Genomic DNA, 25,252 nt, shown 5'->3' on the forward strand with positions numbered 1-25,252 from the left:
TGTGTCAGACGGCTTTTCTTTTAGGCAGCTTCCTGATTACTCATTAATCGCTCTACGATCTGATCGAGCTTTCCCTTATTAACCTCTATAAACTTTTCCGCAACTGCCTTCATCTTTGCCATCGTCTCCGGACTGGCATCGTCCATCTTAACGCCCGGCGAATCAAAGTCCAGACGGATGTACCGCTCTTCGGAATCGAAAAACCAGTACAGCAGATTGACGATGAAGTCAACTACCTGAAAGGAGCCCGACATCTGAATGCCGATGATGCTTTCGACCATCATCAGAGCCATCTTACCCACCAATGTACTTTTTTTCCCCTTCTCGGCTCCCGTGCCCCAGCTGATTACGTACGGCAGTTCCTTACAACCTTTATGGGACTTGAAGTATTCCGCCAGCGTCATCAGGGTCGGATTGGCGGCGAACACGCCCCCATCAATCAGAGTGTACTTATTTCCCGCTTTGGAAGTAACCTCCGCAGGTTCAAAGTATGTCGGAGCCGCCATACTCCCCAGCGTGGCATCCGCCAGATCGAAATCAAAATCAGGATCCAGTTTCGCTTTTTCTGAACTCATCACCCATACCTGATCGGTATCTGGATTATAGGCCATGGCCAGCGTCGGCCGGACGTCAGAAAGCTTCAAGCCCTTGAAGGCTTTCTTCAGCTGCTCGTGCAAATAGGCTTTCCCGTATTTATATCCGACTAGTCCCACCTGACCCAGTAGAACCCGTACCTTGGTTGCCAGTTTTTTCCGGGTAAAGATCAGTGGGCCGTGCTCCTCGTACCATCCCTGCTGATCTTTTTCCTCGGCCCGAATTAGGGAAGAAATCCCCTGTCCGGTCGAGGCTCCGGCCACGATCGTAATGTAGTGCGAGAGTGGCAAGGGTAATTTGCTTTGCAGGTAGTCGTGAACAATAGCGACCATATAACCCCTCATGCCGCCCCCGTCGACGGTCCAGAGCACTGGAATTTTCTGTTTCATTTGATAGAGTCCTTTCTGCTGGAGTCCTTTGCCAGGGACGGTAGCTTTACGACGATGAGTGTATCGACCTTTTCTATTTTGCGTACCTGTCTGGGTGCTTCCTTCATCACGGATACCAGGTTCTTAATCTCTCGATTCTTTACCTGTACGGTGTCGGCGATCTTAGCCTGAGCTCGGTCCTCTATTTTCACGGAGTCCTGTTTGTACTGCTCGGTGATCTTGACAATCTTATAGTATTGCCCGAAGTAGGACGCTACGCCAATGGCGATAGTGACCGCCAACGTAAAACAGATCCTGACTTTATGATCCAGCCAGAATTCACTTAGCCATCGTTTCATCTGATGTAGGGTTTTCGGTTGTAGAAGAATTTCCAGAACGCAGATCGGTTATTGCCTTGATGGGGTCGATCTCGATTTTAAGTCCGTACCGGAAAAGCCATTTAGCCAGGTTGAGGCCAAATACGCCCATGAGAAAGCCTACACAGGGCATGGCGATCTCCGGCAGCGTGACAAATTTGCCCAGCACGTATAGCACGACCGGCGAGGCAATCGGCGTAAGAAAAAATGCAGTAACACCCCCAATGAAGAGGTTGAAGGCGGAGAGTACGAAGGATAATAACAGTTCAAACCAATACCTATTTCGGGCCAGACCAATCCAGAAAGCAGCATTCCCGCCTGTCATACTCACGATACTGCCTGCGACGATGGCGATTAAAACCGGTAGGTCTACGCCAAATAATTGTTTCATTCTAATAAGCGGTTAGATGTGGGGCACAGCTTTGGCTAGGCCATCAGCTCGCTTTCATGCTCCTTGAAAAAAGTCGCCGATTCCAATACCTCTTGAAAAGCTACTGATTCGTGCGGAGCTACCGTATACGCTGATTCAACCGTCAGCCAGATCTCTTCTTTCGCATCCCAGGCTTTCTGTAGTTTAGCCATGAGCTTATTGAAAGCGTCCCGGCTACCCGATATCCAATCCACGGCCTTGCCGTCCCAGGTACCTGTGAGCGGGCATCCTTCCGTATTTCCCGAGTGGTTCCCACTGTGAATCCGAATACCCGCAAAACCCGGCACCTCTTTCACTTCCGGCAGAATGCGTTTGAACCGCTGGGAGTAGCTGAGCACGACTTTGTAGCGACCGGTTGGAATAGCTGTCTGACCGTGTACCTTCTTTTGTTTGATCTCCGATAAGGGCATGGTGCTGGTTAGCTCCCGGTCCTTGTCTTCCAGCGTGTAGCATTCAAAAACCCCGTCAACGGACAGCTGGGCGATTGATGCTTTGTCGTTTCCGACTTTGCGTCTTAGGAGTAGTTTCATAAGGATAGTAAACCGGGCAGCCCTTCAAAGGAGCCGCCCGGTGGGTTAGGTGTGATTAAGGACGGTAAATACCTTTCACGAATTCAACCCTCGACCAACGACCTTGTTGGGGTTGGCCAAAGACGTCCAAGTAAATTCGGTAGAGTATACCGTTATAATTCGGATTGGTCCTCAAGTCAATCTCATACGTCCGCATCTGGCCATCCGCAATGACGTCGAACTGGTAGGGAATGTCATCATGATCGTAGAGCAGTCCGTTATCCTTTCTTTTTAAGAAACTGATTCCCGCCTTTTGCTGATTACCTCCCACGGCCATGCGAACCTGTACGTGCGTATACTTCGAAGCATCGACCGCGATGTCGGGCGAAACCCGGTTCATCTGGTGTTGATCGCCGGGTGCGTACCAGCTTCCGTCAAACGGCGGTTCCGCCTGGTCGCGGTTGTTCATCGACCAATCCGAGGTGCCTGTCGAGAAGTTCCAGTCGATTACGTTTTTGAAGTCCCGTTTTGCATAAGCATAATTCCGCATGATCTGAGGATTACCCCCGATCATATAGGTGTATTCGTAGTCCAAAATCGTGCGTTTGGCAAGCGTAGCAGGCTCTTGCATCGTACCAATCGTTACATAAGGACCCCCGTACTGGCCGTCCCATTTGCCTTGCTCTCTCCCGCCAGTCTGGTGATTAAAGGTGGGCGATTGGCTCCAGAGTCCCACATACCTGCCTGATTCAGGATTGCGAAGGGTCGCCCACCGCTCAGGATTGTAAAACTTAAGCGTTCGTCCGTAATCGCCTTTGTCTGCATATACCCAATCGTAAGGTGGCTGGTCATGCTTGGGCCCAACCACATAGTAGTCGAACGGAAAATCATACAGGATTTTGCGGGCAACGATAGGGCCATCCGTCCAGGGCTTGTTGCCCATGTAGACGTTTGATTCGTAGTACTTTCCGTTCGTGAACGCTCCACCGATATCTTGCCCTCTCGGCAAATTGACGTATTGAGGATCGTTATCCCGCTCGTTGTAGAGAATGTTTCTGAATTCTACGAAGTTGCCCACGATTCGAATCCACGTATCGACGTAGCAGGGAGCCGCAATATTACAGTACCCCCAGAGCTGCGGCCGCGTACGGAAATAAATCATGTTCGAAGCCTGGTCGTACTTGTATTGCAGGACCTGAGAGCCTGCACACATATCGCCCGCTTGGATTGGATCGTACCCAATGCCGTCCCAATTCGGATGTCCGGGGTCTTTTCCGTTTGGTTTATAACCTGTGGTGGGGTGTGAGTAATAGGCATACTGCCACTGCCGCCCGTAATCAGCGTCGTTTACCAGCTGCGTGTTCGGATCATCTGCGTGGTAGGCTTCGTAAATCGAAAAGCCGAGCTTTGGATTCAGACCGATTCGCAGATGCTCGTTCTGCATGTAGAGAATATCGGTAGGAATATCCTGTCCTGTTTTAAGCCCAGTCGGCACTACCCCCCACTGGATGGGGCCTCCCGTTGGTGGATCGATTCCAGGTGAACCTGGTTCAACCGGAGGGTTATCGCCCGTCAGATTGTACAGAACTTTGAATTTGTCCCATACCTTGTCGGCAATGGCTGCGTGGCCGGCGTTACCGGGGTGCTCTTTTACAGACGTTGCGGCGTTCGGCCAGTCGCTATACGCTTTGTACTCTGACTTATCGAACCCGGCTAAATCCGCTAGCTCTATCGCACTCCGAGCGGAACGCTTCGTAGTAACAAGCTGACGTACGATATTGTCATAGTTCGTTTTCGTCCAGAACGAAGTACTGATAATAAAATCTACGTCCGGATTCGCTTCACGGGCAACGTCAATTAGCTGACTGTAACGGTCGTAGAGATTGTTAGCCGAAACTGCCGAATCGTCTACGTTGTCACCCATGCGAAGAATAACCAGATTGACTGGGTATACCTGCTGTTGGAATCCGTTGTAATTGTAGCTATTCCAGTACGAGCGTTCGAAATCAAAGCCATTTCCAATCGTTAACGTACTGTTACTGTTGGACGCCTTCATGCGAGCACGAACGATCGAAGCGAAATCTTTATCTGCCGCCGTTGCTGCCATGCCCCAGGCTTTACCATCCCCGATGTTCCAACCCTGATTCGGATCGTTCCCATGACTGGTTATAGAATTACCAATCAACAGGGCTTTGACCTGGGGACCTACGACCGATCCACCACTGGGCTGCGTAAACGTAATCCGGGCGTTTCGGGTCTGGCTTTGCAGCCCGTTAGCTCCGCTCTGAGCCAGATATAAATAATACTGCTGACCGGACACTAATGGTTTGACACCCTGCTTGCCCGAGTTAATCGTAACAATACCGCCCGTAGCCGTGGAAGGAATGTCATTATCGTTAGTGATAAAATCGCCATCCTGCGAGCCATCTACCCGGTAAATGGCCCAGTTGTAGTTGATGACGCCTGCCTTTGAAGGGTTAGCGACCGCTACCGTAAGGCTGGTCGTTGTGCTATTGGTAATGGAGAACTGAAGGGGCTGAGAGGCCGGATCGTTTTCGTATACCTTAGAATCCCGTACCTCGGCGATCGCGAAACTTTTGCCCGCCGCATCCTGCACGTAGATGGTGTAGAACTGACTAGCGTTAATGCCGTTTCCGTTTTGATCCGTCGAGAGTACGTTCGAGGTTGACCAGCCCGTATTGGCCTGATAGGTGTTTCCCGAGAAGGTCATTACGGCTTTATACCGTACCACCTGACTTCCAGAATTCTTCGCCGGGATCGCGTTTACCGTAAACGTTTTGCCTCCGCTACCGTTGGTGCCAGTTGTGATCGAGGCAATCCGGGGGTAATCCGCGTTCGCGTAATTGAAATTCGTCTGCGGAGCATCAACGTTGTAAGCCGACGAGCAGTTGGCATAGAACGTCCAGGCTGTTCCCTGATCCGCCGTGACCTGCGGATTAATCACAAAGTCCAGCTTGTCCCCTGCGATTACTGCAATGCTTCCCACCGTACGCCAGCTCGTTGCCGTGTAGGCATTCACCACTACTCCGTTTTTGCGGACGCTCAGCTTATCCGGGATAAGCCCCGAATCAAACATGTAGTTAACCGTTCCTGCCTTGGTGACCGTGTAGGACTTTGTCGTAACCTGATTACCACCCGAGGCCGCATCCGTTACATTACAGATCGCATCTGACGTACCGCCGCTGGGCATCGTGATCGACTTGGGTTCCCCTGCAGGGCCGTAGGCTCCGTTTTTGAAAACCTGCGGGCGGTACGTATACGTTTTTCCGGGCGTCAGATTACCGTTCGTATAGCTGGTACCGCTGTTTCCTGCCGCAATGGCTACGTTGTAGGTAGCCCCGTTATCCTCACTCCGATAGAAATCCAGTCGCGTATAATTGGTATTGTTAGCCGAGTAATTAATGGTAGCCGACGTACCATCTGCTGACGCCGTGATACTGGTAATGACAGGTGCATAAACGGGATCAGCTACGTTAGTCAGCGAAACCGGGCCAAAGACCTGCTTAGCCGATGGGGGCTTGGTACCCTGACGGCCAATCCGGATTTTACGGGCGTTGTAATCGTTGATAGCTGTAAACGTGACGCTCTGCTGACCGGGAGCCGAAACAAACACGTACTGCGTAGATGTCCAGCTACCACTCGAAGCCGTTGCGTTGGGATCGGATGAAATTTCGACTACCACTTCCCCGCCTTCGTCTTGTGTAGTGAAATCCACCTTAATGGCATTACTGCCGTTCAAGGGGGTCAGGACTACGTTGATCACCGGTAGATAGGCATCCACGGTAATGGGCCGGGTGATTTCAATCTGTTTCGAGAAGGGCGTATAGGCTCCCGATTCAGTCAGTCGGCCACGAACTTTTACATAGAACTTATCCCCGCCGTACGTCTGGACATCCTGACTTCTCAAACCCGCGGCGAGTCCTCCCGCTTCCAGGTTGTAATGCAATGAGTCGCCGACACTCACGAAGACATCCCAGCTAATAACGTCCGTGCGGGCAATTGACCAGTTTACTTTCAGCTTGCTCGAAGACGCATCAAACGTACCCGTCGCAGTCGGTGCTCCTTCCTGGGAAAGCGGGTCGAAACTGAAATTTTTGACCACCCCTTCCAGCATGAACCACTGGGTTAGGCTCTGCCCCGTTTCCCGTCCGTACACAAATAGTTTATCCTGCCAGATCGACGCGTATCCAATCTTTCCGGGACTCGTATGCGTATCCGGACGATCCACCCAGGTAATCCCCGAACCACCGCCTCCTGTCGTAATTCCAAAAGCATTTTGGAGGAATAAGCGATAGTCCTGAATACCCATCCGGACCGTCGTCGTACCCAGGTTCATTAGAAACTGACCATTGGATAGACTCAAACCTTCAGCTGTGACGAGCGAAGGCATATTATCCGCATTGAAAATCAAGCGATCTACTTTGATATTACCCAAGCTTCCCTGATCCGCTTGGATAATGCTGAGCTTATTCTCTGTCAGGCTAAGCCCCTTCCCTGGCAGGTATGTAACCCCACCTCCCCCGATCGGTATATAAACCTTTCCAGTAGGCGTATCGTAATAAATCAGTTCTTTAGAAATCGGATACAATACCGAAGTAACACCTGGTGCGGCTGGTAAAGCCGTATTACCGGGAGTGACCCAAAACCCCTGCTTTCCGAAAAAAGGGAGTTTTGAATCATTGCTGGGCTTACTTTGACCTCTGGCCAATAAAGCCACGAACAAAGCCATAACGATTATGACTATACGTTTCATAGAATACAGTTTTGACGTTTTGGAGTGAAAAAATGGTAATCGTACAGGTTGGGCTTGAGACTACTTTACTTGGAGGTTTCAGGGAATATTCGCCTGCGAACGTGACTGTCTAGTACCTGCGGATTGAGCGAGTAATACATCGTCGTCGTACCAGAGCGAGTATTAGACATTACGCGTAGCGTTTTCACTGGCTCGGTGTGCTCGACGCCTTCGAGGTCGGTGTAAACGGTCTGAATCATCAGGGTATCCACACCAACGCCGTATTTGGGAATTTGCGGCGTTTGAGCGGATACTTTACTGACGAAAATGAGCAGAAAAACGACTAGGAAGCGTTTCATTGATTTTGTGTTTTGGAGTTGAGAAATGGGTAAAATATTTTAGGGCAACTAGGAGCCCCGCAGGTATTCGATCTCTTCACCCGAAAACGGAATGAAGGGACCGCTGTACCCTTCCTGATTGTAGTTAATCATTGGAGATAACTTAAGGAAGCGTGGAAGGGTCGGTAGGAATGGTATCGCCCGAGAACCGTCCGCCCGCCCCAAAATCTGCATTATGGATGGCTAGTTCTGCGGCATGAGCCTGTGCGTAGGTGCGGCCAGATACCGTGAGATCTTCAATATAGATTTCGTACAACACGGTAGATGATGACTTATTCACATCGATCGATTGGTAGGCACCAACCGGGCCAACCGAGATGAAGCGATTCGTAATATCTGCCGGGTTAGCCTGTTTCGTTCCCGTCCATGCCTTCGTAGCCACGTTTCGGAATAAGTTGCCCAGAGCAGTAGCCGACTGAGAAGAGAAACTGCCGCCAAAACTATTCGCCGTAGAGGCGTTCGGCAGACTCCCGCCCTTTGCCATCCGGGCCAGGTAATTGCCCGATGCACCGGAATTGGATGCAATCACCAGACGGTTATCGTCTCCCGAGTTCAAATCGGGCTGTCTCGTCAACCGTTCAGATATCCGGAAATAATACTGGTGAGTATCGGAGTACTGGTGCAGGTAGGCCATGATGGCCGGAGGAATTAACATCGAAAAGCCTTTTCCCTGCCCCATGTTTACCTGACTGGTAATGACGTGCAGGCCTTTTTTGGGCGTGAACTCCAGCTTTCCTTCCGCAGCTCCGAACGGCACGTTGGCCACTAGCGAAAGACTGGTGCGATCCCCCGTCCCAATCATTGCTTTGGCTGCTCGCCAGGCCAGATTGTAAACCAACGTCCCAGTAATCGGCGGATTTGAACCTTCATAGCCCAGCGAATTAGCGAAGTTTACCAGGAGCAGCGAGCCTTTGTTGATCCGCGAATCTTCAGGATAAAAAAAAGGAAGACTCGGATCAGTAACCACGCCACCGAGTTTTAGATATTGACCAAGTGCCATTTTTACAAGTTGTTTAGGGTAAGAAATTCGTAGAATTTTTGAGCGAGGATGGGGCCGCCAAAGCTGTTCAGGTGGGTAAAGTCAAAGCTGATCGCTGACCAGACACCCTGATTGTTGACGTAGAAATAACCCTTATTACCATTGTCTGTGCGGATGAAGTAATCCAGGTGCAAGCCGCCCGTGGGCATCGTGCCTTCCGAGCGGTAGCCCTGGAAGTTCCAGCCCTTGCCCTGATTGGGCAGGGAAGCGTAGGAAAGGAATACGTTCAAGGGCACTACACCGTACAGTGCTGCCGTCTCAGCAACCGACTTGCCGGGATACTGAAGATCCGGAACGTCCGTCTGGGTCGCAGCCCAGGTAAGTAGGGCCTTTCGGGGACAGAACCACTGACGCGGGAAGGTGTATTCGTAGAAATTTTCTATTTCCGAAATGTGGTTGGTGCCGGCGAAAGCTCCTTCCTGAATGGGCACGGTGATCCGGTTACCGTCAAAATCGGCAGCTCGCTGACCCAGCACCGACCAGAATAGGAAACGACGCTGAGCCGCCCCCATCAGGGATGCCAGTCGGTAAGCTACTTCCTTGGTTTGGGCCGTATCGTACTGATTATTCTGACCGTGCCAGAATACGTGCAACTTGCCCGCGTGAATATCTCCAGACCGGATGCGTTTATGCACCATGGAGAGAACGTCCCAGGACGTACCGCCCCCGAAGCTCTCCGTCGTGCAGGAACGCGGGGAAACCAGGGTGGCAATGGTCGTACCAATGAATCCATTGCCGAACATGGAATCCGAAAAGAGCACGATTCCATCACTCACTCGCAAATAGAGCGTAGCTACCTGGCTGTAAGCCGTAATGCCCTTAATGCCGGGATACACATCGGCCCGGCGAACTTCCCACTCGTTAGCGTTGCTACAGTTGAGCACGAAAGTAGCTCCGGGGGCCACGGTGACCGTACCACCGGAATAGAGTCCCCAAACTCCATTTTCGTAGATTAGGTAATCACCCCGGTTGCCAGCAACCCCTTTAACGGTAGATGAATTTGAGAAAATATACAGGGCTCCGTCGAGCGTGACTGCGGGTACGTTAGCAGAGCTGCATTCGCCCATGACGAAGAACTCACCCGGACGCCGGACGATGTAGCGGGGAAAAGTACCCGTACCGCCGTTGAATTCGGGACCGGTGGAAATAAGTATATCATCTACCTTCAGGTCGAGATCGCCGAATTTTCCTGCTGCGGTTACCCGCCAGAAGTCGCCGGGCTTGGCTGCTGAAGTGGGACCGGGTTGTACGCCCCAGGTAGATCCATTGTAGACCAACAGGTCGCCACGTTTGGAAGGAAGCCCCCCTTCAGTCGTAGAACCTGCCTTGAAACGCTCGACGTAATCGCCCGCCTGGGGATTAGCCAGCGGTGGCCACGCCGTGGAAGCATCGCCAAAGCGGGGCGTACGAAGATTCAGTCCCACAAAGCCCGAAACGGTCGGATCGAACGTGCCCTGGTAGACTTTGCCGCGAATGGCCAGACTCATCGAGCGGCGAAACTCCAGGGATACATCGGTGGTGTTGATGCCGCGAAGGTGCGGCACTCGTAGACTGGGGAAGCGGTGAAAGGGTATGCCTGAACCCGGCAGTGATAGCGGGATTTCGATGCGTTTACCCCGCCAACTCTCATCGTCTTCGAGTTGTACATGAGCCGGGTTATAGCTATTTAGCCGTGAAAAAGCTGGCTGCACTAGTTTAGCTTTGACGGCATCCGAAAGACTTTCTTCCGTTACGCTGCCTACGGCCAGACTTATTTTCCCCGATAGACTTCCGTCTTTTTCAATCCACACACATACTTTTCCGTCCTGATCCATCACCAAGGGAAACCGGGTGACGTTCGAAGCCTCGTAGGTTGTAATTAGTCCTCCGGTAACCTCAGAAGGCAGGGAAGTATAGGGTACTTTGGATAAGCTCAGGTCAAACTTTCCCAGAATTGAGCCGTCTTGCCCCGAGGAAAGCACCAGCCGCCCATCATCGTCCATTACGATTGGATAGCGGGTGCGTCCGTTCGTGTCGTAGGACTGTACGAGAACCTGAGCTACATCACTGGCTAATTTAGTAAGGTTGACGCTGGCCGTTTTGAGTTTGTCACTGCCAACCGACCCCGCAGGTAGGCTTTGTTCAGAAATCTGAAAGTTTCCGTGTAATTGACTGTCACTTGTAGCATACAATACTAACCGACCTTCCTGATCCGTGACAATGGGATAAATAGTAAGACCTGATCCGTCGTAATTGACTGGCATGACATCTTTGACTTCGCTGGCCAGCCTGGAAAGGTCAATGCTGGCCGTTTTCAATTTGTCGCCACCAATAGAACTGGCGGGAATGCCCTGCTCAGAAATCTGGAAATTACCCCATAGTCTGCCATCTTTTGTTCCATAGAGCACTAAACGCCCTTGCTGATCAGCGACGATGGGGTAAAATACGGTTTCATTACCTAACTCATAGTTCTCTGGTAGCATTGACAATGTGTCGGGTGCGAGCGTGTCGGGTGTAACTGTTTCAGCCCCTGGAACCTTCGAATTTTCGATGTGAACGATTTCATCCCCGTACAAAATGAACTCATCCCCATTCTGCACATCGACATTCATCACTTCGCTATGATACACCTCTTTCGGGGGAAGCTTAACAATAAGCGAGTCGCCCGCCTTAACTAGGGTGGCAACGATGTTGGGGGTGTTGGTTTTAGGATTCCAAGAACCCTTTGGGTTTCGTCCAAGGGTAACAGCATCAACCTTTTGCTCAAGTGCAACCATCTTTGCTTTCTGCTGCTGATTCTCCTGAACATCCTGTAATTGCTTGCCAGGTTCTTCCTGCTGAATTTTGGCGGATAATTTCATTACTTCGTATAGGTTAAAACTTTTTCTAGGGGCAGCCCTGGGGAGTATCGGAACAAGCCGTTAGCCTTGAAATCAATTAGCTTAGGCAAGGGTCCAGACGCGGCACTATCAAACTGTGATTGAGTAGATACCATTTGAAGTGAACCCATTGAACTTTTTGTGAAGAGTAATCGCCACGCTGAGAAACCCTCATGCACGTATTTCCACTCTACCCGATCAGCTACTTCTCTTGTTTCGAAAGGCAGAAATAAGCCTGTTCCTTGTTTGACGAAGTACACGATAACGGCATCCCCTTCATTGATATCAAAACCAAGGTTTTTAAGCGTCAAAAGCCCGTTTTGGTAATCGTACTGGGTCTTCACCAAGGGTTTAGGCAGTTGACCCTCCGGGAAGTAATTGTAGTAGATAATAAAGAGAATCTTCCCCCCCTGCAAGTCAATGTTGTATTCTAACTGCCCTGGCTCCTCAGCCATGATTACTTCATGATCCGGATCTAGAGACTGAATGGCCGCCTGTCCGGTTTCGGTCCGTTGCTGAATAACTTCCAAGGAATAATCAAGCGTGATTTTATCCTGATCAGTAAGGGGGAAGCCTGCTTTGGTGGGATTAAAGAAGAGTTCGGCTCCGGCCGGAACGTTACTATTTGGCAGAGCTGTAAGCCCACCGTCAAAGGAAAAGTATGCGTCCGCGTCTTTCGTAGCGTTGCCAACGTCAAGCCATATACGTTTTGAATTCAGAAACACCCGCACGGGTCCAGTAGACGTTCCCGCTAGCCCATTTTCAAGGGCGGGCTGCCCGTCCGACACAACTGGCAAAGTCGTTTCCCGCTGGTTATCCTGCGAAGGAATGATCTTGCCGGTGCCATCCAATAGATCCTGAATCTCACTGCGACGGGGATATTGTTCAGCCAGGTTTAGCTGTAGCGTGCTGCCATCTTGTGTATGCAGAATAACCTTGCCCTCTTGATCGAGAACAAGGTCAACGATGGCTTTTTTGATAAGCTGGTTGACTTTGCGACGAAAGCCCTCCCTAAGCGTATCAAAATCCTCAATAAGCGATAGAATGAACCCCATGTGAGCGTTAGCTGAAGTCGTCGAATCGACATTCTTCCAGTTTTCTTACGTCGTCTGTGGTATTCTCGAAATCCAAGAATGTCCAGTCGGCGTAATCGCTACACTCGGGCAAAAGAATTGGCGGTTGTGAAGGTACAAACTTTTTCAAGAGTTTAAAATCAACCTGCTCAGAAAGAGGTTTGTACTTCATTTCCATCACATACCCCGAAACCCGTTCTCCCAGATCATTCGTTACCGTCACGTATCCGTAATTCGTTTCCGGAGTCGCCTTACCCCGTAGTGCCTGCCGGATGAGCATAAACGTTTTACGCGACAGGCGTTTACTGAAGTAGACAAATTCGGGAGAGTATTTGGCAATTTGCCCCCTAACCTGCTCTACTGTTACATCGGCTTTTTCGGTAACAGGTTCATATTCGGTTGCACACGCATCCGAAGCGGATAAAGCCGCTACCAGGTCCCCGTTTTGTTTGGCGTAGCCGTTTTTCAGGATCTGATCAGGCTTTTTGTACGCAAGGCCAATACTCACTAACGGACCATTCGCCAGCAGCATCCGTTTCGGAGTCAGTCGCAGATTGTAGGCTGTTTCAGGTGAAATAATACCTGCCACTGATGCAAAGCTTTCGTTTCGCTCACTGGAAGCCGGACTACTGGCAATCGTGATCATCATCTGCGTCTGAGATTCCGGGTTTGGAGTTCCGTCAATCCAGTACACGTACTTGTTTTCCCAGTTGAGATAGGTTCCCACGGGAGCAGAGCGAACCGCCCCGTCGTTTAATACCTTGAACGTGCCGCTATTGAGAGGGCTTTGAACTTTTACCAAAGCACCGAGCCGGACATTCGGAAGCTTGGTGACGGTTTTCAGGTAAAATCCGCCCAGGCTTCCGTCCGAGATTTCTGCCAGTACGGACATAGTAGAACCCGTGGGCGGGGTCGTACAAACCACGAACAGTTCATCATCTTCCGAGGTGGAATCCGTGGGGGTTTTCTCGAATTGTACCCGGCGAACGGATTCGATGCCGTAACCATCCGCCCGGATGGGTGATAGCAGCTCCAATTTATTTGGATCCTTTTGGTAGGGGTCGCCCCCGGCCAGTGTAGGTAACGTGTACTCGTGAACGGTGCTAAACTCATCCAATCCGTTTAGCCCTTCATCGAAATATTTCTGATACCCGACTTGTACCCGGTTATACAGCAACTCAGCGGCTGTTTCCTCGGAGTAATCTGAGCATTCGCCCAAGTCGATGATTTCGACGTCGGCGTAGAACTGTTCCCGGGGCAGTAAGCGTATAATCTGATTACCCTCTTCGTCATTTGTGTATTCGAATCCAATCCCGTCCCAGGCTTTACAGGCCGTAAGTAAGGTTTTTAGCGTAACTTCCACGCCGTGCTTATCCGGTTCGAATTGCCGAATCTGGAAACCGTTCGTGATCATCCGGTTGGCCCCGCAGCCGGCAACGGGTTGTTCAGATGAGGCAAAGGAGTAGTAAGGAGCCTCCAGTACCTTCGTTTGCCCGGTGATTTGGGTTAGGGTCCTCTCAATCGCATCTTTTAGCCAAACGGCCCGGCAAAGGCTTCCATCTGAATACGTTGAAGCAATTACCTCTACAGCTGATTTATCGCAACGAACCTTTACGGTCGTAGAGGCCAGCTCGTTCGCATTGTGCTCGAAATGCAGGATACCGTACAGGTAAGCCCGCCACCCGGCCTTCATGTGAACAATTTCGTCAATAGCTCCCTGCAGGCGAATACCCGTAACGCTGGTACCGCCGCCGCCGCCACTTTGCCGGGTACCGATCCGGAGGAACTTCGTGGGTGAAGCCCCCCGCGGCGATTCCGTATCAAGTACTAGAAAAGCGTCCAAAAACCACGAAGTAATTTTCTTGGCACCAATCGATACTGCCCGTTTTTTGATTGAAAAATCAACCGTAAAGTCCAGGCTGATTTTGAATCGGTAGTCACCCTCGCTTTCGAACTTGAAAAGATACTCGTCAAAGTGCACCGGGCCTTCCGAATCAGAAATGCCGAAGGGCTTACCCGCTACGGCTTCCTTGATTTCCGAAACAGAGGGCTCAGACGTATCAAAGGACACCCACACGTGCCCGTTCGTATCGCCTTGAAAGGTTTGTTCGGTAAGTTTTTGCGAGGTTACGACCGCCGAGAACTTTTGCTGGATGACTTTTCCGTGCAAGGGCAAGTCATACACAGGCATCGGATCGATCGCCACCCCATCCAAGGTTTTCGCCTCGAAGAGATTGACCGTGTTTTCCCACCGGGCTTTCACTTTTTCATGCAGGGTATCCCGCTCAATTTCACAAGTTACTATATAGTCCTTCCGAGCACGGGTAGCCAGGTTCAGGCGGTACCGGTATTCCACTACGTGAACGATTTGACTAGGTGGAAGCGTCGTCACTTCCAAGAAAATCTGACCGTCTGGACCATCGACCTTATACACGTCTTCGATCAATCCCCGTCCAGCTGAACAGGTGAAAGCGAGTTCTGTTTCACCGTCCGTGTAATCGAAGTTGAAACCGTGCCAATCTGTGTCGCGTTTCGCAGTCAGTTCGAGTTCATCCCAGTGAGCGGGTTCGTCGATGTACACGATATCATCGTTGTGTACCAAACGGAAGTATACCGGCAATTCCTCCCGAAGTGCCGGTATTTCAACGGTAGTACCGTTATCCGCGTAGATTGAATCGGTCATTCAAATATCTGGTTCGGGTGTTTTTACGACGGATGAAGCGTTGTACCCCTCGCTCATCGAAGTGCGTTTCATGAATCGGTAGGTCTGCGATTTGCTCACCCAATGCCGCACCAATCGCCCGCTCATCAATGTGGGCGGAACTTTGCTGTTGTACGTAGATCGCTTCACCAAGGCGGGCCTGATGAAGTCTACCCGCCATCGACCCGTTGACCTGGGCATCGTGGAGGATTCGTTGCGTTTCCGCTGCGGTGTAGATCGTATCCCCCCGGTTTAGGTGGGCAACGGTTGGACGGTCGTAGTAGAAGTACTTGCCCTGGGACTTGCGAAGCTCCGGACCTTTTTCGCCGACGAGGGCCGGACCTTCCGGAGCATTTTTCGTACCTACTGCGTACGCGGGTAGCGGTTTCGCGAGTACCAACGCCGCTTGGATGGCTCCCTGAGCAATCGCGTACCCGGCGAAAGGTTGACCGCCCGTAATCGGAAACTGGGCGATGGCCTTTGATACGGCGATGGCGGTATTGGCTACAATCTGGAGCAACGCAGCGGCCCGGTCCGCTCGGGCCTGTTTCATCCGAATTTCAGATTGTTGCTTAGAAAACTCCTCCTCAATACGCTTCTGAGCGTCTTTGTTGTCACCTGCCAGTTCCAACTCCCGCGATTTCTGTTTGTCCAGGTTAGCCAGATCCCGATCGCGATACGCATTATTGATTTCGAAAATGGCACTACCGAACTCCGCGGCGAGTTGGATACCCTGCTCCAAAGATTCCTGACGTCTACGGGCCTCCTCTTCGATCAGATGTTTCTTGTACTCGTACTCATCCCGTGCCAGTTTTGCCCGATCGTTTTTGCCAGCTAATTCCCACTGATAAACTTGCTTGAGGTGGCTTTGAAGTTCATTCCGCTCCGCTTCTTTTAGGAAAATATAGGAATCGAGCTCCCGGTTAAGTTGGCCTGATTCCTGCTGATATTCCATATAGGTCGTCGCCTGTTGCTCCGACCGTTTGGAAAGCCGATTCGACAAACCGCCCCCGGGCAGAATCGTCGTTTTTGCGTTTTCTTCAAACGTCTTGTAATCGCCGAGAAGATCCTTCTGAATTTTCCGCACGGCGGCCAGAAACCCGCCGCTTTGGATGAATTTGCGAAACTTCTCCCCGTCCTTCAGAGCCTGCCCCAGTACGGTATCAGTATCGTACTGCATGGGTTTTAACCAGGGCATTTTATTACGAAACGTCTCCTCGATTTTCTTCAGTAGGGATTTGGCCTTCTGATTTCCTTTCGTTAGCTCCGCTTCAATACCCGGAATGCTTTTCTTCAGGCGTTCCCGGAGCGATTCCAGCAGGTCGTCATTGTCCGCACCAAGAATGTTCTTCTGTAGTTCCTCCTGAGCATCTTTTACGTACCCTTCGATGAGTTTGAACTGATCCCTGATTTCCTTCTGACGAGCAGCGGCGGCTTTCTTACCGGAGTTGTCCGTTTTTTTACCGTACAGTAACTCATTAAGCTCCGTTTTCAAAGACGAAAGGTTGAGCCGGGCTACCTCGCCCTTGGAAAGAGTATTGTAGAGTTGCAGGATCTCTTCCCGGGCACCTTTCAAGGCTTTCGTCTGGTCTTTGGTGAGTTCCGCCTTGCCGTTCTTGCCAATGAGGGCGTTCGGAATGGCGTCGATCTGCTCCCGGACGGAAGTAACGAGTTTATCCGGCGTTGCTTTATCCAAAGGCTTACCTAGGGCGGGTATCCTGCTCACTGTTTCCTTGTGTATCCGGTTGGCTTTGATCAGACCATTCGAGTATGAATCCAAGGTTGATTTTGCCTCAGCTAAATCCTTACGGGCCTTATTGATATTCTCGCTCCAAATACGGTACGACTTCCCGCCATCATTCCAGGTATCCTTATAGCCCTTCTGGAGCTTGTCAACCGTTTTCTGCAAATCCGCAACTCTGGTCCGTTGAACCTCAATCGCACGGGTTTGTGTCTTGATGAATTTTTCCTGCTCTTGGGCTGAGGAGCCGGCAAAGTCCGTAACACGTTGTTCGCGGGCTTCCCTACTGGCCAGTTGTTGATAGGAAGTGTTAGCCAGACCAAACGTATTGAAGGTCATCATATCGGCCGTAGCCCGCCCAGCCATTTCAAGAATGCCCTTGGTTCCCCCGTATTTGTTAGCCAGCCGGAAAACCTCGAAAGTCTTAGCGATGTTACCATTCAGCACGGCGAAGAAATTACTGACAGCCCCGGTTTTGTTGAACTCCGCTAGAAAGAGTTGAAAATTAGTCTTCACTACCTGCCAGGATCCGGAGATAGTTTTCAAGTTCTCCTGAGCCTTGTTTCCGGTGATCTTCTCCAGCTCGGCTGCAACCTTGGGTAGTACGTCCTCAGCCAGCAGCTCCCCGTTCTCCATCATCTTCATGAGTTCTCGCTGAGAAACACCCATAGCATCCGCGAAAGTCTTCATGGCCCCAGGCATGGCATCACCTAACTGACCTTTCAACTCTTCGGCCTGGATGGTACCCTTACTCATCATGTCTCCCAAAGCCTTCATGGCCCGGGAGAGCTCCTCGGCACTGGCTCCGTTGGCAGCAAAGTTGGACGTAAAGGCTGTAAATACGCGTCGAGCCTTATCCCCTTCGATGGCCGTTCCCCGCGTGGCTCCCGTAAACTTGCGAATCGCGTCGGTTGTTTCGTTCAGGTTTACCCCGTAGGACTTCGCCAGACCGCGTGCCGTGGTAAGATTCTTATTCAGCTCAACCGTGGATGACGAGGCGTTTTTCAAAGCTACTTCCTGTCGGTGCATGGTATCGATGATCTCGATACCGCCCGCAATACCTCTGATAACTGCATCGACAGAAAGATATCCAGCCGCTGCCCCAACGAGCTGACTGCGAATACCTTCCAGGGAGGATTTGTAATTCCCTACGTTACGCGTATGAACGCCCATTGTGGCGTCCATTGCTTTCAGGGCCTTATCGTTCTTCTGAATCTGCTCCTGAAGTAGTACGGCCTGCCGGTTATTGGTGTTGATAGCACCCGTAGCGGCATTGAACGCGTCTGGAAGGCTCCGAAGGTTCTTGCGGAGTTGGTTGGTTTGTTGGGAAAGCTTGGTGTAACTGCGATCGGCAGAATCGAGCTGCGTTTTCGCCGCTTTGAGAACCGTACTTTGCAGGGTGATAGCTCCAGACGTAGTTCGAACCTGATCGGCTATACGTTTCTGCTCAGCCGCAAAGTTTTCACTTTTGGGATCGAGTTGATTGTATTGCCGTTCCAACTCTTTCATTACGCCTTTCAGCTGGTCGATACTATGCTTATTGGCATTGTACGTACTGGTCAGCAATTCGGCGTACTGGGAGTTTTGCTTGATTCTCGTACCAGTACGATCCAGTTCACTACCTAGCTCTTTTAGCTTTGTGACGGATTCACCGGGCATGACGTCGAGACCACGAAGGGCATTCGTGGTCTGAATGGCGTTCTTACGTAGCTGATCGTTTGAATTCTTGAGACGATCGAGCCACTTTTCTTGCGACTGACCAAAACGGTCTAACAGTCGCTCCAGATTATTGAGCTGTTTTTCGTAACCAGGGAAATCAAAGAAATCCCCGTGGTTCAAAATGGACATATTCGCCTAAAGGATTTTAGGCGGGCAAGTGTTGGCAGACGTGAAGTTAAGGATTATTTCTTATCGGAACTCAGAGCGATTCCTTCGGGTAAGTCATTCAGGGAGATAGAGGCTAGTAGCGGCTCGGAAAGTTCTCTGTAATCTTCGGGGCTAATCTCCCCGGCATTGTACATTTCTTCGATCTGACGCAAATGATCGGCCATTTGTGCCTTGATAATCTCACGCTTTGCCATGGCATTGAGTTCAATGCTACGGTTGATAATTTCCTGATTGCTCCGAACGATTTCCTCGTTGGAAGGAGCCTTTTTCTTCAGGTAAATGGCAAAGAGAACAAAGGCGACGAATACTCCTAATGCAAAGGCTGTGAACATGCCCCGAAGATACAAAAAATCAGCAGTAATTCAGAGCCGTAAAGTCATCATCGTACACTTCACATTCAGAATTTACATAAGTGGTAGTCAGGCTGGTATTCAGTTTCAAACCGGACTTGAAACTAACCCGTTTGCCAGCGATGTAAAGTTCATCACATTCCAGCATAACAGCCAACGCCCGACAGTTATCGGGTTCGGTTTCCAGAAAATTAATCTTGTAAAACCAACGGGGAAAACTCTTGAAATTACGCGTACGGCCCGTAGTAGCTTCCCGGTACACCTCCTTGTCGTGTTCGGGTTGCTGATCGGTCAGGTTACATTTCAACCGAAAGGCCTGTCGATAATCGACAGGCAGGTATGGCCAGTAGAAATCAAGCAATTTGTTTGGGCTCTTGAAGGAAAATACCCGACTGTAGCGTTCGGCGTCGGCCGTAGCCATAACCTCGACTACATTACTGTACAAATTCCCGGATTTGATACGGTAAACGCCCGGCTTAACATTGCCCGAAAGGGAAAAGGAGCCGTACCCATGCTTACCCGCCAAAAAGGTTATTTCTGAAAGCGTGTGATTAACGCCGCCGACCTCTACTCCCGCCCCATTGAGTAACTTCCAATCGCCCGCGGGCATGGTTGCCGCGTTTACATAGTAGTAGTACGTTTCGCCCGGGACAAGTACGACCAACGCGGGTCCTTCTTTTGGCTTACCATCCCCAATGAATGGACGGGGCAACAGGCCGCTTTCGGGACCTGGTTGATTAAACCACCGTAAAAAATTATTCTGATTTAGCATGAGGCTTGCGTTGTTCGAATTGTTGGATTCGGGCATAAAACTCGAAAATGCTCAGTTCCTTGGGTTCTTTACACCCGTTTTCTTCCAAGGCGGCACAGGTACGGGCAAATGACTTTTCCAGATCGATGATGAAGTTATCCGGATTGCGAGGGTCGAAGCTTGGCGGCTCAGTCAGTTCAGAATAAGTCAGCATGGCCGCTTTGTGCCGCTTTTCGTTATCGGGCGTAGGATCGGCGTAGAATTCACCCTGACAAATCAGCGAATACCGCAGGGCATCCCTGCTAACGGCATCCCCTATTCCGAACCATCCGGGGAAAGATCGGTCCAGCTCAGTTTGAAGTTTTTTTTTAAATCCGTCGCCAGTTTATCAGCATCAGCAGCGGTAAACCCCCATTCTGACATCTTATCCCGGAGCTTCATAAGCGTTTCTTCATCCCGCTTGCGAAAGGGCATCCCATCCACTTCAGCGGCTAAGCACAAAAGGGCCATACTACTCATGTCCATTCCTCCCAGGAACTGATACAGGCCGAAATACATATTCCGTAGTTCGGTTTCTACTGCCTCCGTATTGCCCGACGCCAGGTGATTCAAGGCCGAAGCAATGCGATCATTGTAATTGCCCAGGTTATCGACCGTGAAGGCCGCCGCCGCAGCGTAGCGTTCATGAAGTTTGTAGATGGCGATCGGCGTTTCAAAGATCGAGTCGTAGAACGCTACGCTGTGACCGCCCATAGGGATCGTTTTCATATTCCGCGTTTTAAGATCATGAGAAAAGGGGTACCGAAAGCGGCTCCGGCCAGAGCTGCAGGAAGGATCAACAGGGGCGGGATCACAAAGAGCAAGATCAAGCAATTAAGCCAGAAACTCTGGCAGTACATACAGCGAAACACCTGCCAGCCCGTTTGCTGATAGGCCCAATCGGAGAGTTCCCATTTACCGCAAACGAATAAAACCCCGACGACTACGAGGCTTACAAAGATGACGTCATTCAACATGGTTTTTGGTAGTAGACGGTGAGCGATATACGAAAGCCGCAGTACGGAAACTTAAGACGTTCGGGTTTGATTGGTTCGAGATCGTACCCGCGAAAGATATCCGCGGCATGATCATCGTAGTACTCATCAATTTTCATGACGAACTCGCAGGCCCGAAGTTGCTCTTCAACTTCATACTTCAGGGTTTCGAGGTAGATATCATCACGCCGGCTCGGGTGATCGAGTTCGTGAAGGTTAACCCAAACGATCAGGCTCAAGTCGCGATTCGCCAGGTAGCCGCCCGTCGAAAGCAATGCATCCCCGTACCGCTCCGGTCCTTCCGTACGGAAAAAAGACTGAGACTCAACAAAGTCGTTCGGCAATACGCTTCTGTATTCGTTTTGGCCTGTGTATACGGCGGGTTCGGCCTCTGTTTCTTTCAACTTCGAGACGGTAAACGCACGGCCATAGATGACCTTCAGCCAGGGAAGCATTGAAAGTCTCAGCTGGAGCTGTAAAATCACGTGTTCCAGACCAGCCGCCCCGGACGTGTCATTAAGGGTATGAATAATAGCAGGATTCATAAGTGCCGCAATAGGGATTTGAATTGTTTCTGGGCATCAGGCTTCATCCGGTTACAGAGAATGCCTTTGTTGCGATCATTCAGACCAAAGATGTCTACGCCGTATTTGCGAGAAAGCGAAAGCGTTTTCCAGTCAAAGGCCGTGATTTCATTCCCGCCTCGAACCCGCTTCATGTACATGCTATCCTGAAAATCCCCCGTATCCTTGAGCGTTACCCGGTTATAGGGCTGGCCTTTGGCTTTTTTGATGGCAACCGTCATTTTCGTATAGGGCGGCGTAATGGGTTTACCCGTATCGAGTTGCCCCACCTTCAGCTGGCGTTTGTTGAGTTCCAGAGCGTACGTAGAATGGCGGTTTACGGCCCAGTCAATAAGCCCCTTCATGTCGATAGCCTTGAGTGGGCCCATGAAAAACTCTTTGATTTGATCGGCTTTCGTTCCCATGTTACCAGGCTCCTATCTCGATTCCCGTATTCGCATCCTTACAAGGCAGACAGGTTTCATTCAAATCCGAAAGATCCAGATTCAAACTTTTCATGGCCTGCTTGAGAAGCGTATGCGGGTTTTGGGGGTTTTGAAACTCGTACAGATAGTTGTAGGCTTTCACCTCAGCTACATTCCCGGCCTGATTCACCCGTGTAGACGCGGCCATGATTTCCAGTAGTCCGATTGCCCACTGGAGCTGAATGGCCCGAGCAAAGATGTTTCTCTGCTGAATTACCCGCTCGGTAACATCGCACACCACGTCGAAAACCAGATTCAAGCCGAAATTGGTATCCGTGTGGTACGTATACCCCTCCTCATCACCCAACGCATTTGCCGGAGCGGAGATGGCTTTTACTTCCACGTAGGGACTCCACTTGCCGACGATCGTAGCGTAAGCCGGGTTACACCCCCAGCAATTGCCCTTACCGATCGTATGAGCCACGCGAACGGCTCGGGCCTCTTCGGGTAAGTCGTTTTCATCATACCCCACCAGGTACGTTTCACCCATTACATTCTCCGACCAATACGGTAGAGATACCGGCGACGAAAGCGAGTCATAAAAGAACTTGCCTTGATGTTGATAATTGACAGGGATCGATTGCAAAGGTTCATCAGACGTGATTCGGTAGATTTTGATGGGGATAGTACCGTTAGCGGAAAACTGCACACCTACGCGGCGAAGAACTACAGCCAGATCCGTTTCCCTAGGCCGGATGAGAAACCCGACGAAACGGCCATTCTTTTCGATCTGATCGGGCAGGCGGCCATTCTCGTTTAAAAGCATTCCGCTACTGAGTAGCTCCTTGCCGGCTCCGGCTTCTTTCTTCGTATCGAGGAATGAATTCAGTACCGTTGTAACTGCGTCCCGGTACGTACGGCGAAGAACCTGAGAAAGCAGGCTAGTAGGTTTCCACCACGTATCATCACTTACCGGGTGACTCTGATTGTTGTCTTGCAAGCTGGTGTACAGCTTATCGCCCGACTTGACGATGGTACCCTTTGCAAAGGTCGTTTGAAGGTCATAGGCTGTGAATGCGATAAAATTCTGCGGACCATCTGCCAGTGTAGCAAGGAGATTGCCGGAATTGATCAACGCGTGAACCCCATTAACCAGTAATCCAGACTCGGAAGCCTGGATATCGGTGTCGATGGTATCCTCCTTATCAAAGCTGGATCGGTATCCCACCAGCCCGGCCAATTCTGAAAATATACGTTCGCTTAAAATCATTGCCGTTTTAAAGAAATAGCCCCGCCCGTTTGCTGGGCGGGGCTACGATGTTCAGGGGTGAGAGTAACCTATGCCGCCTGTGAAGCCGTGGTCGGAGGCTTCACATTGACCTTAATCGTTTCAGATTTTCCAACCTCAGACGAGTAAGATTTTACGAATGCAGTGTCTTTGAAAAAGTCCATCTGCATTGCGTACGAACGTTCAAGGCCGGGCAGGTCATTTTGGTTGGGGCCCATGGTGACCAGAACTCCCCAAAGCGTTCCATACGGGTCTTGCCAAGTCGTATACTTGTACGTACCGTCCCAGCTACCTTTGCCGTCGTAGCCACCGTTCATGCGGCAGTCGTATTCGATCCAATCCAGTACGCCGTAGCTTCCCTTCTGGATAAAGTAGTGCGACTCTAACACGCCATTTGCTACACCAATGTGCTGCGAGTAACCAAAGTCATACTGAGCCGACAGCAGTTTTTCAAGGTTCTGCTGGTTAGCAGCTCCCATCGTGCTCATGTACGTACGCATCGCATAAGCATCGTAATTAGCAACATCGTGAAACGGACCACCTAGTTCGTTTTTCATGAACAAAGTCGGCATGTACAAATACAACTTGTCCTGAGGGATTTCGTAGGCACCTCCGGCAATCGTTACGCCCGCTAAGGTTGTCGTGGCCAGAGCCGTATTTTTCGATGCATTCAGATAATCCGTAGCCAGTTTATCAAACGACTCTTTCCCCGTAATTACACCCGTTTGGTACACCGTACGCAGGCCCTGCTCAATTTGGTGAGCAATATATTCAGCTTCACTGATGTAGTTGCCCTGGTGAACGGCTTCACGGGACTTTGCCGTAAAACCGCGAGTATTCCAGGTTAAAGACACCAGATCAGATTCTGGCTCATCTCCGGGTAGAACCACCGCCCGTTTGTTGTGAATCGTTGCTTCATAACGCTTCAAAACAGGGATTGTAACGGGACGCGTCGGTGACTTGCGTGCATCCTCTAACGGGGTCTTTGAGACTAATTGGCTTGTTCCCTCTCGTAAGGCATCGTACGAACCCATTAGGGGACGACGATTCTCAAACTGGGTGAAACGGTCTTTGGCCATAATCACGGCCTTGTCAAAAACGGTTGCAGCTATACCTGCCATTTTCAAGTGAATTTAGCGTGAAACAATGTTACGCCGCCCGGGACAAAGGTTTGTTAGCTGCTGAAAGCCCGGTTCTGGCTGAAGGAACCGGGCTTAATGTTTACTGTTGTTGATCGTAAGAGGACATCACTTTGTTGTACTCATCGGAGCCACGGGGATGACCATCTTTATTCAATTGTTCACGGGCCTGATCCTGAGACATACCCGCGTATTTGTTTACCTCCCCGCCGTTACTCCCATTACCACCCGTTCCCGTACCTTGCTGCTGTTGTTTTTCAGGAGCCAGGAAGGTTTTGTAACGGTCTTTGATAATATCGGTAGGGTTTAAAACTTTACCGTCTTTCAATAAAGCGGTATCGCCTTCAAAGAAGACAGTTCCACGTTCCGGATCGGTTTTCGCTACCAATTCAGCAGTAAATACGGCCCGTAGTGCTCTACGCTGAGTGGTAAGGTAAGCGTTTTTCTCCTCGTCGGTTTTCAGGTGGGGAGGAACGAAAAGGTTAGCGTTTTCGACGGCCCCGTCAACGAGACCTTTCACTTCACGCTTGAATGCCTCATCGTCCTTCGTTCTCATCTGAGTTTCTAAATTCTGAACTTTTGTACGTAATTGATTTAGCTCAGACTTATCAGTATCAGAACTTGAGCTAGTTTTGATGGCTGAGATTTCCTCCACCGCCCATTCAATACCTTTCTTTCCCGCAGGCTTCGTTTTGCCAGTCGCTTCGGCAACCTTACCCTCCCAGGCTTCATGAACTTCACGCGTAGCATTCGTACGTTCTTCAGTACGTGCGTTAGTGATTTCCTGATCGAGTTCAGTTTTCTTTTTAACGACATTACCGGCACTGGTCAGAGCGGCAACTACTTCGGGTTCAATTCCTTTAAGGAGTTCGGATTTCAATGCGGCATCGCTGTCGATAGCGGTCCGGATTTCTGCAAAAGTTAAACTCATTGTGTTGGCTGATAATTGGTTTTAAGGGAAAAATCAGCCGAGT

At 50.6% G+C, this 25,252-nt stretch carries 21 protein-coding genes; all 21 read right to left on the reverse strand.

Translation table 11 applies throughout. The annotated features are described in order from the left end of the window. Positions 1–20: 20 nt before the first annotated feature. Positions 21–983, reverse strand: a complete 963-nt coding sequence (locus BWI97_RS15665) for a patatin-like phospholipase family protein (protein ID WP_102201663.1) — start codon at positions 981–983, stop codon at positions 21–23. Next, positions 980–1,321 (reverse strand): hypothetical protein, encoded by a 342-nt coding sequence (locus BWI97_RS15670; RefSeq protein ID WP_102201664.1) that lies wholly within the window; start codon positions 1,319–1,321, stop codon positions 980–982. The genes BWI97_RS15665 and BWI97_RS15670 overlap by 4 nt, the downstream gene beginning before the upstream one ends. Then, positions 1,302–1,730, reverse strand: a complete 429-nt coding sequence (locus tag BWI97_RS15675; protein ID WP_102201665.1) for a hypothetical protein — start codon at positions 1,728–1,730, stop codon at positions 1,302–1,304. Before BWI97_RS15675 ends, BWI97_RS15670 begins: the two co-directional genes overlap by 20 nt. 35 nt (positions 1,731–1,765) lie before the next feature. After that, positions 1,766–2,299 (reverse strand): DUF5675 family protein, encoded by a 534-nt coding sequence (locus tag BWI97_RS15680; RefSeq protein WP_199182019.1) that lies wholly within the window; start codon positions 2,297–2,299, stop codon positions 1,766–1,768. 55 nt (positions 2,300–2,354) lie between these two features. Next, positions 2,355–7,052 carry a hypothetical protein gene (locus BWI97_RS15685; RefSeq protein ID WP_146010954.1) on the reverse strand — a complete coding sequence of 1,566 codons (4,698 nt, stop codon included), beginning with the start codon at positions 7,050–7,052 and terminating at the stop codon, positions 2,355–2,357. A 65-nt stretch (positions 7,053–7,117) separates the two neighbouring features. Beyond that, positions 7,118–7,390 (reverse strand): hypothetical protein, encoded by a 273-nt coding sequence (locus tag BWI97_RS15690; protein WP_094816076.1) that lies wholly within the window; start codon positions 7,388–7,390, stop codon positions 7,118–7,120. 142 nt (positions 7,391–7,532) lie between these two features. After that, a complete protein-coding gene (locus BWI97_RS15695; RefSeq protein ID WP_102201669.1) occupies positions 7,533–8,429 on the reverse strand; it encodes a hypothetical protein in 897 nt (298 codons plus the stop codon). A gap of 2 nt (positions 8,430–8,431) precedes the next feature. Then, on the reverse strand, positions 8,432–11,308 hold the full coding sequence (locus BWI97_RS15700; RefSeq protein ID WP_102201671.1) for a hypothetical protein: 2,877 nt from the start codon (positions 11,306–11,308) through the stop codon (positions 8,432–8,434). Then, positions 11,308–12,381 (reverse strand): hypothetical protein, encoded by a 1,074-nt coding sequence (locus tag BWI97_RS15705; protein ID WP_102201673.1) that lies wholly within the window; start codon positions 12,379–12,381, stop codon positions 11,308–11,310. The genes BWI97_RS15700 and BWI97_RS15705 overlap by 1 nt, the downstream gene beginning before the upstream one ends. Before the next feature lie 7 nt (positions 12,382–12,388). Next, positions 12,389–15,082: a hypothetical protein gene (locus tag BWI97_RS15710; RefSeq protein WP_102201675.1), complete on the reverse strand. Its 2,694-nt coding sequence runs from the start codon at positions 15,080–15,082 to the stop codon at positions 12,389–12,391. Further along, positions 15,057–18,689, reverse strand: a complete 3,633-nt coding sequence (locus BWI97_RS15715) for a tape measure protein (RefSeq protein ID WP_102201677.1) — start codon at positions 18,687–18,689, stop codon at positions 15,057–15,059. The genes BWI97_RS15710 and BWI97_RS15715 overlap by 26 nt, the downstream gene beginning before the upstream one ends. A 53-nt stretch (positions 18,690–18,742) precedes the next feature. Next, positions 18,743–19,060: a hypothetical protein gene (locus BWI97_RS15720; protein ID WP_102201679.1), complete on the reverse strand. Its 318-nt coding sequence runs from the start codon at positions 19,058–19,060 to the stop codon at positions 18,743–18,745. A gap of 19 nt (positions 19,061–19,079) precedes the next feature. Beyond that, on the reverse strand, positions 19,080–19,850 hold the full coding sequence (locus BWI97_RS15725; protein ID WP_102201681.1) for a hypothetical protein: 771 nt from the start codon (positions 19,848–19,850) through the stop codon (positions 19,080–19,082). Further along, the gene (locus tag BWI97_RS15730) at positions 19,834–20,043 is read right to left on the reverse strand and encodes a hypothetical protein (protein WP_102201683.1); all 210 of its coding nucleotides are present in this window, start codon (positions 20,041–20,043) and stop codon (positions 19,834–19,836) included. Before BWI97_RS15730 ends, BWI97_RS15725 begins: the two co-directional genes overlap by 17 nt. 101 nt (positions 20,044–20,144) lie before the next feature. Then, complete coding sequence (locus BWI97_RS15735) at positions 20,145–20,597, reverse strand: hypothetical protein (protein WP_102201685.1); 453 nt, start codon at positions 20,595–20,597, stop codon at positions 20,145–20,147. Continuing rightward, positions 20,594–20,845, reverse strand: coding sequence for a hypothetical protein (locus BWI97_RS15740; protein ID WP_102201687.1), 252 nt, complete (start codon positions 20,843–20,845; stop codon positions 20,594–20,596). Before BWI97_RS15740 ends, BWI97_RS15735 begins: the two co-directional genes overlap by 4 nt. After that, a complete protein-coding gene (locus tag BWI97_RS15745) occupies positions 20,839–21,408 on the reverse strand; it encodes a hypothetical protein (RefSeq protein WP_102201689.1) in 570 nt (189 codons plus the stop codon). The genes BWI97_RS15740 and BWI97_RS15745 overlap by 7 nt, the downstream gene beginning before the upstream one ends. Continuing rightward, entirely contained in the window at positions 21,405–21,851 is a 447-nt protein-coding gene (locus tag BWI97_RS15750) for a hypothetical protein (protein WP_102201691.1), read from the reverse strand. The genes BWI97_RS15745 and BWI97_RS15750 overlap by 4 nt, the downstream gene beginning before the upstream one ends. Before the next feature lies 1 nt (position 21,852). Continuing rightward, entirely contained in the window at positions 21,853–23,121 is a 1,269-nt protein-coding gene (locus BWI97_RS15755; RefSeq protein ID WP_102201693.1) for a hypothetical protein, read from the reverse strand. Positions 23,122–23,189: 68 nt separating this feature from the next. Then, complete coding sequence (locus BWI97_RS15760; protein WP_146010955.1) at positions 23,190–24,260, reverse strand: hypothetical protein; 1,071 nt, start codon at positions 24,258–24,260, stop codon at positions 23,190–23,192. A 100-nt stretch (positions 24,261–24,360) separates the two neighbouring features. Further along, positions 24,361–25,209, reverse strand: coding sequence for a hypothetical protein (locus BWI97_RS15765; protein WP_102201697.1), 849 nt, complete (start codon positions 25,207–25,209; stop codon positions 24,361–24,363). Between the last annotated feature and the right edge of the window lie 43 nt (positions 25,210–25,252).

The organism is Siphonobacter sp. BAB-5405, from assembly GCF_002872335.1.
Lineage (GTDB): Bacteria > Bacteroidota > Bacteroidia > Cytophagales > Spirosomataceae > Siphonobacter.

What these genes read in the sequence shown, in the direction of transcription:
- BWI97_RS15665 (WP_102201663.1), bottom strand. Translation starts at nt 983, where the DNA reads ATGAAACAGAAAATTCCAGTGCTCTGGACCGTCGACGGGGGCGGCATG.
- BWI97_RS15680 (WP_199182019.1), bottom strand. Translation starts at nt 2,299, where the DNA reads ATGAAACTACTCCTAAGACGCAAAGTCGGAAACGACAAAGCATCAATC.
- BWI97_RS15700 (WP_102201671.1), bottom strand. Translation starts at nt 11,308, where the DNA reads ATGAAATTATCCGCCAAAATTCAGCAGGAAGAACCTGGCAAGCAATTA.
- BWI97_RS15740 (WP_102201687.1), bottom strand. Translation starts at nt 20,845, where the DNA reads ATGTTGAATGACGTCATCTTTGTAAGCCTCGTAGTCGTCGGGGTTTTA.
- BWI97_RS15760 (WP_146010955.1), bottom strand. Translation starts at nt 24,260, where the DNA reads ATGGCAGGTATAGCTGCAACCGTTTTTGACAAGGCCGTGATTATGGCC.
- BWI97_RS15695 (WP_102201669.1), bottom strand. Translation starts at nt 8,429, where the DNA reads ATGGCACTTGGTCAATATCTAAAACTCGGTGGCGTGGTTACTGATCCG.
- BWI97_RS15765 (WP_102201697.1), bottom strand. Translation starts at nt 25,209, where the DNA reads ATGAGTTTAACTTTTGCAGAAATCCGGACCGCTATCGACAGCGATGCC.
- BWI97_RS15715 (WP_102201677.1), bottom strand. Translation starts at nt 18,689, where the DNA reads ATGTCCATTTTGAACCACGGGGATTTCTTTGATTTCCCTGGTTACGAA.
- BWI97_RS15750 (WP_102201691.1), bottom strand. Translation starts at nt 21,851, where the DNA reads ATGGGAACGAAAGCCGATCAAATCAAAGAGTTTTTCATGGGCCCACTC.
- BWI97_RS15670 (WP_102201664.1), bottom strand. Translation starts at nt 1,321, where the DNA reads ATGAAACGATGGCTAAGTGAATTCTGGCTGGATCATAAAGTCAGGATC.
- BWI97_RS15725 (WP_102201681.1), bottom strand. Translation starts at nt 19,850, where the DNA reads ATGCTAAATCAGAATAATTTTTTACGGTGGTTTAATCAACCAGGTCCC.
- BWI97_RS15730 (WP_102201683.1), bottom strand. Translation starts at nt 20,043, where the DNA reads ATGCTGACTTATTCTGAACTGACTGAGCCGCCAAGCTTCGACCCTCGC.
- BWI97_RS15755 (WP_102201693.1), bottom strand. Translation starts at nt 23,121, where the DNA reads ATGATTTTAAGCGAACGTATATTTTCAGAATTGGCCGGGCTGGTGGGA.
- BWI97_RS15685 (WP_146010954.1), bottom strand. Translation starts at nt 7,052, where the DNA reads ATGAAACGTATAGTCATAATCGTTATGGCTTTGTTCGTGGCTTTATTG.
- BWI97_RS15720 (WP_102201679.1), bottom strand. Translation starts at nt 19,060, where the DNA reads ATGTTCACAGCCTTTGCATTAGGAGTATTCGTCGCCTTTGTTCTCTTT.
- BWI97_RS15710 (WP_102201675.1), bottom strand. Translation starts at nt 15,082, where the DNA reads ATGACCGATTCAATCTACGCGGATAACGGTACTACCGTTGAAATACCG.
- BWI97_RS15735 (WP_102201685.1), bottom strand. Translation starts at nt 20,597, where the DNA reads ATGAAAACGATCCCTATGGGCGGTCACAGCGTAGCGTTCTACGACTCG.
- BWI97_RS15690 (WP_094816076.1), bottom strand. Translation starts at nt 7,390, where the DNA reads ATGAAACGCTTCCTAGTCGTTTTTCTGCTCATTTTCGTCAGTAAAGTA.
- BWI97_RS15745 (WP_102201689.1), bottom strand. Translation starts at nt 21,408, where the DNA reads ATGAATCCTGCTATTATTCATACCCTTAATGACACGTCCGGGGCGGCT.
- BWI97_RS15675 (WP_102201665.1), bottom strand. Translation starts at nt 1,730, where the DNA reads ATGAAACAATTATTTGGCGTAGACCTACCGGTTTTAATCGCCATCGTC.
- BWI97_RS15705 (WP_102201673.1), bottom strand. Translation starts at nt 12,381, where the DNA reads ATGGGGTTCATTCTATCGCTTATTGAGGATTTTGATACGCTTAGGGAG.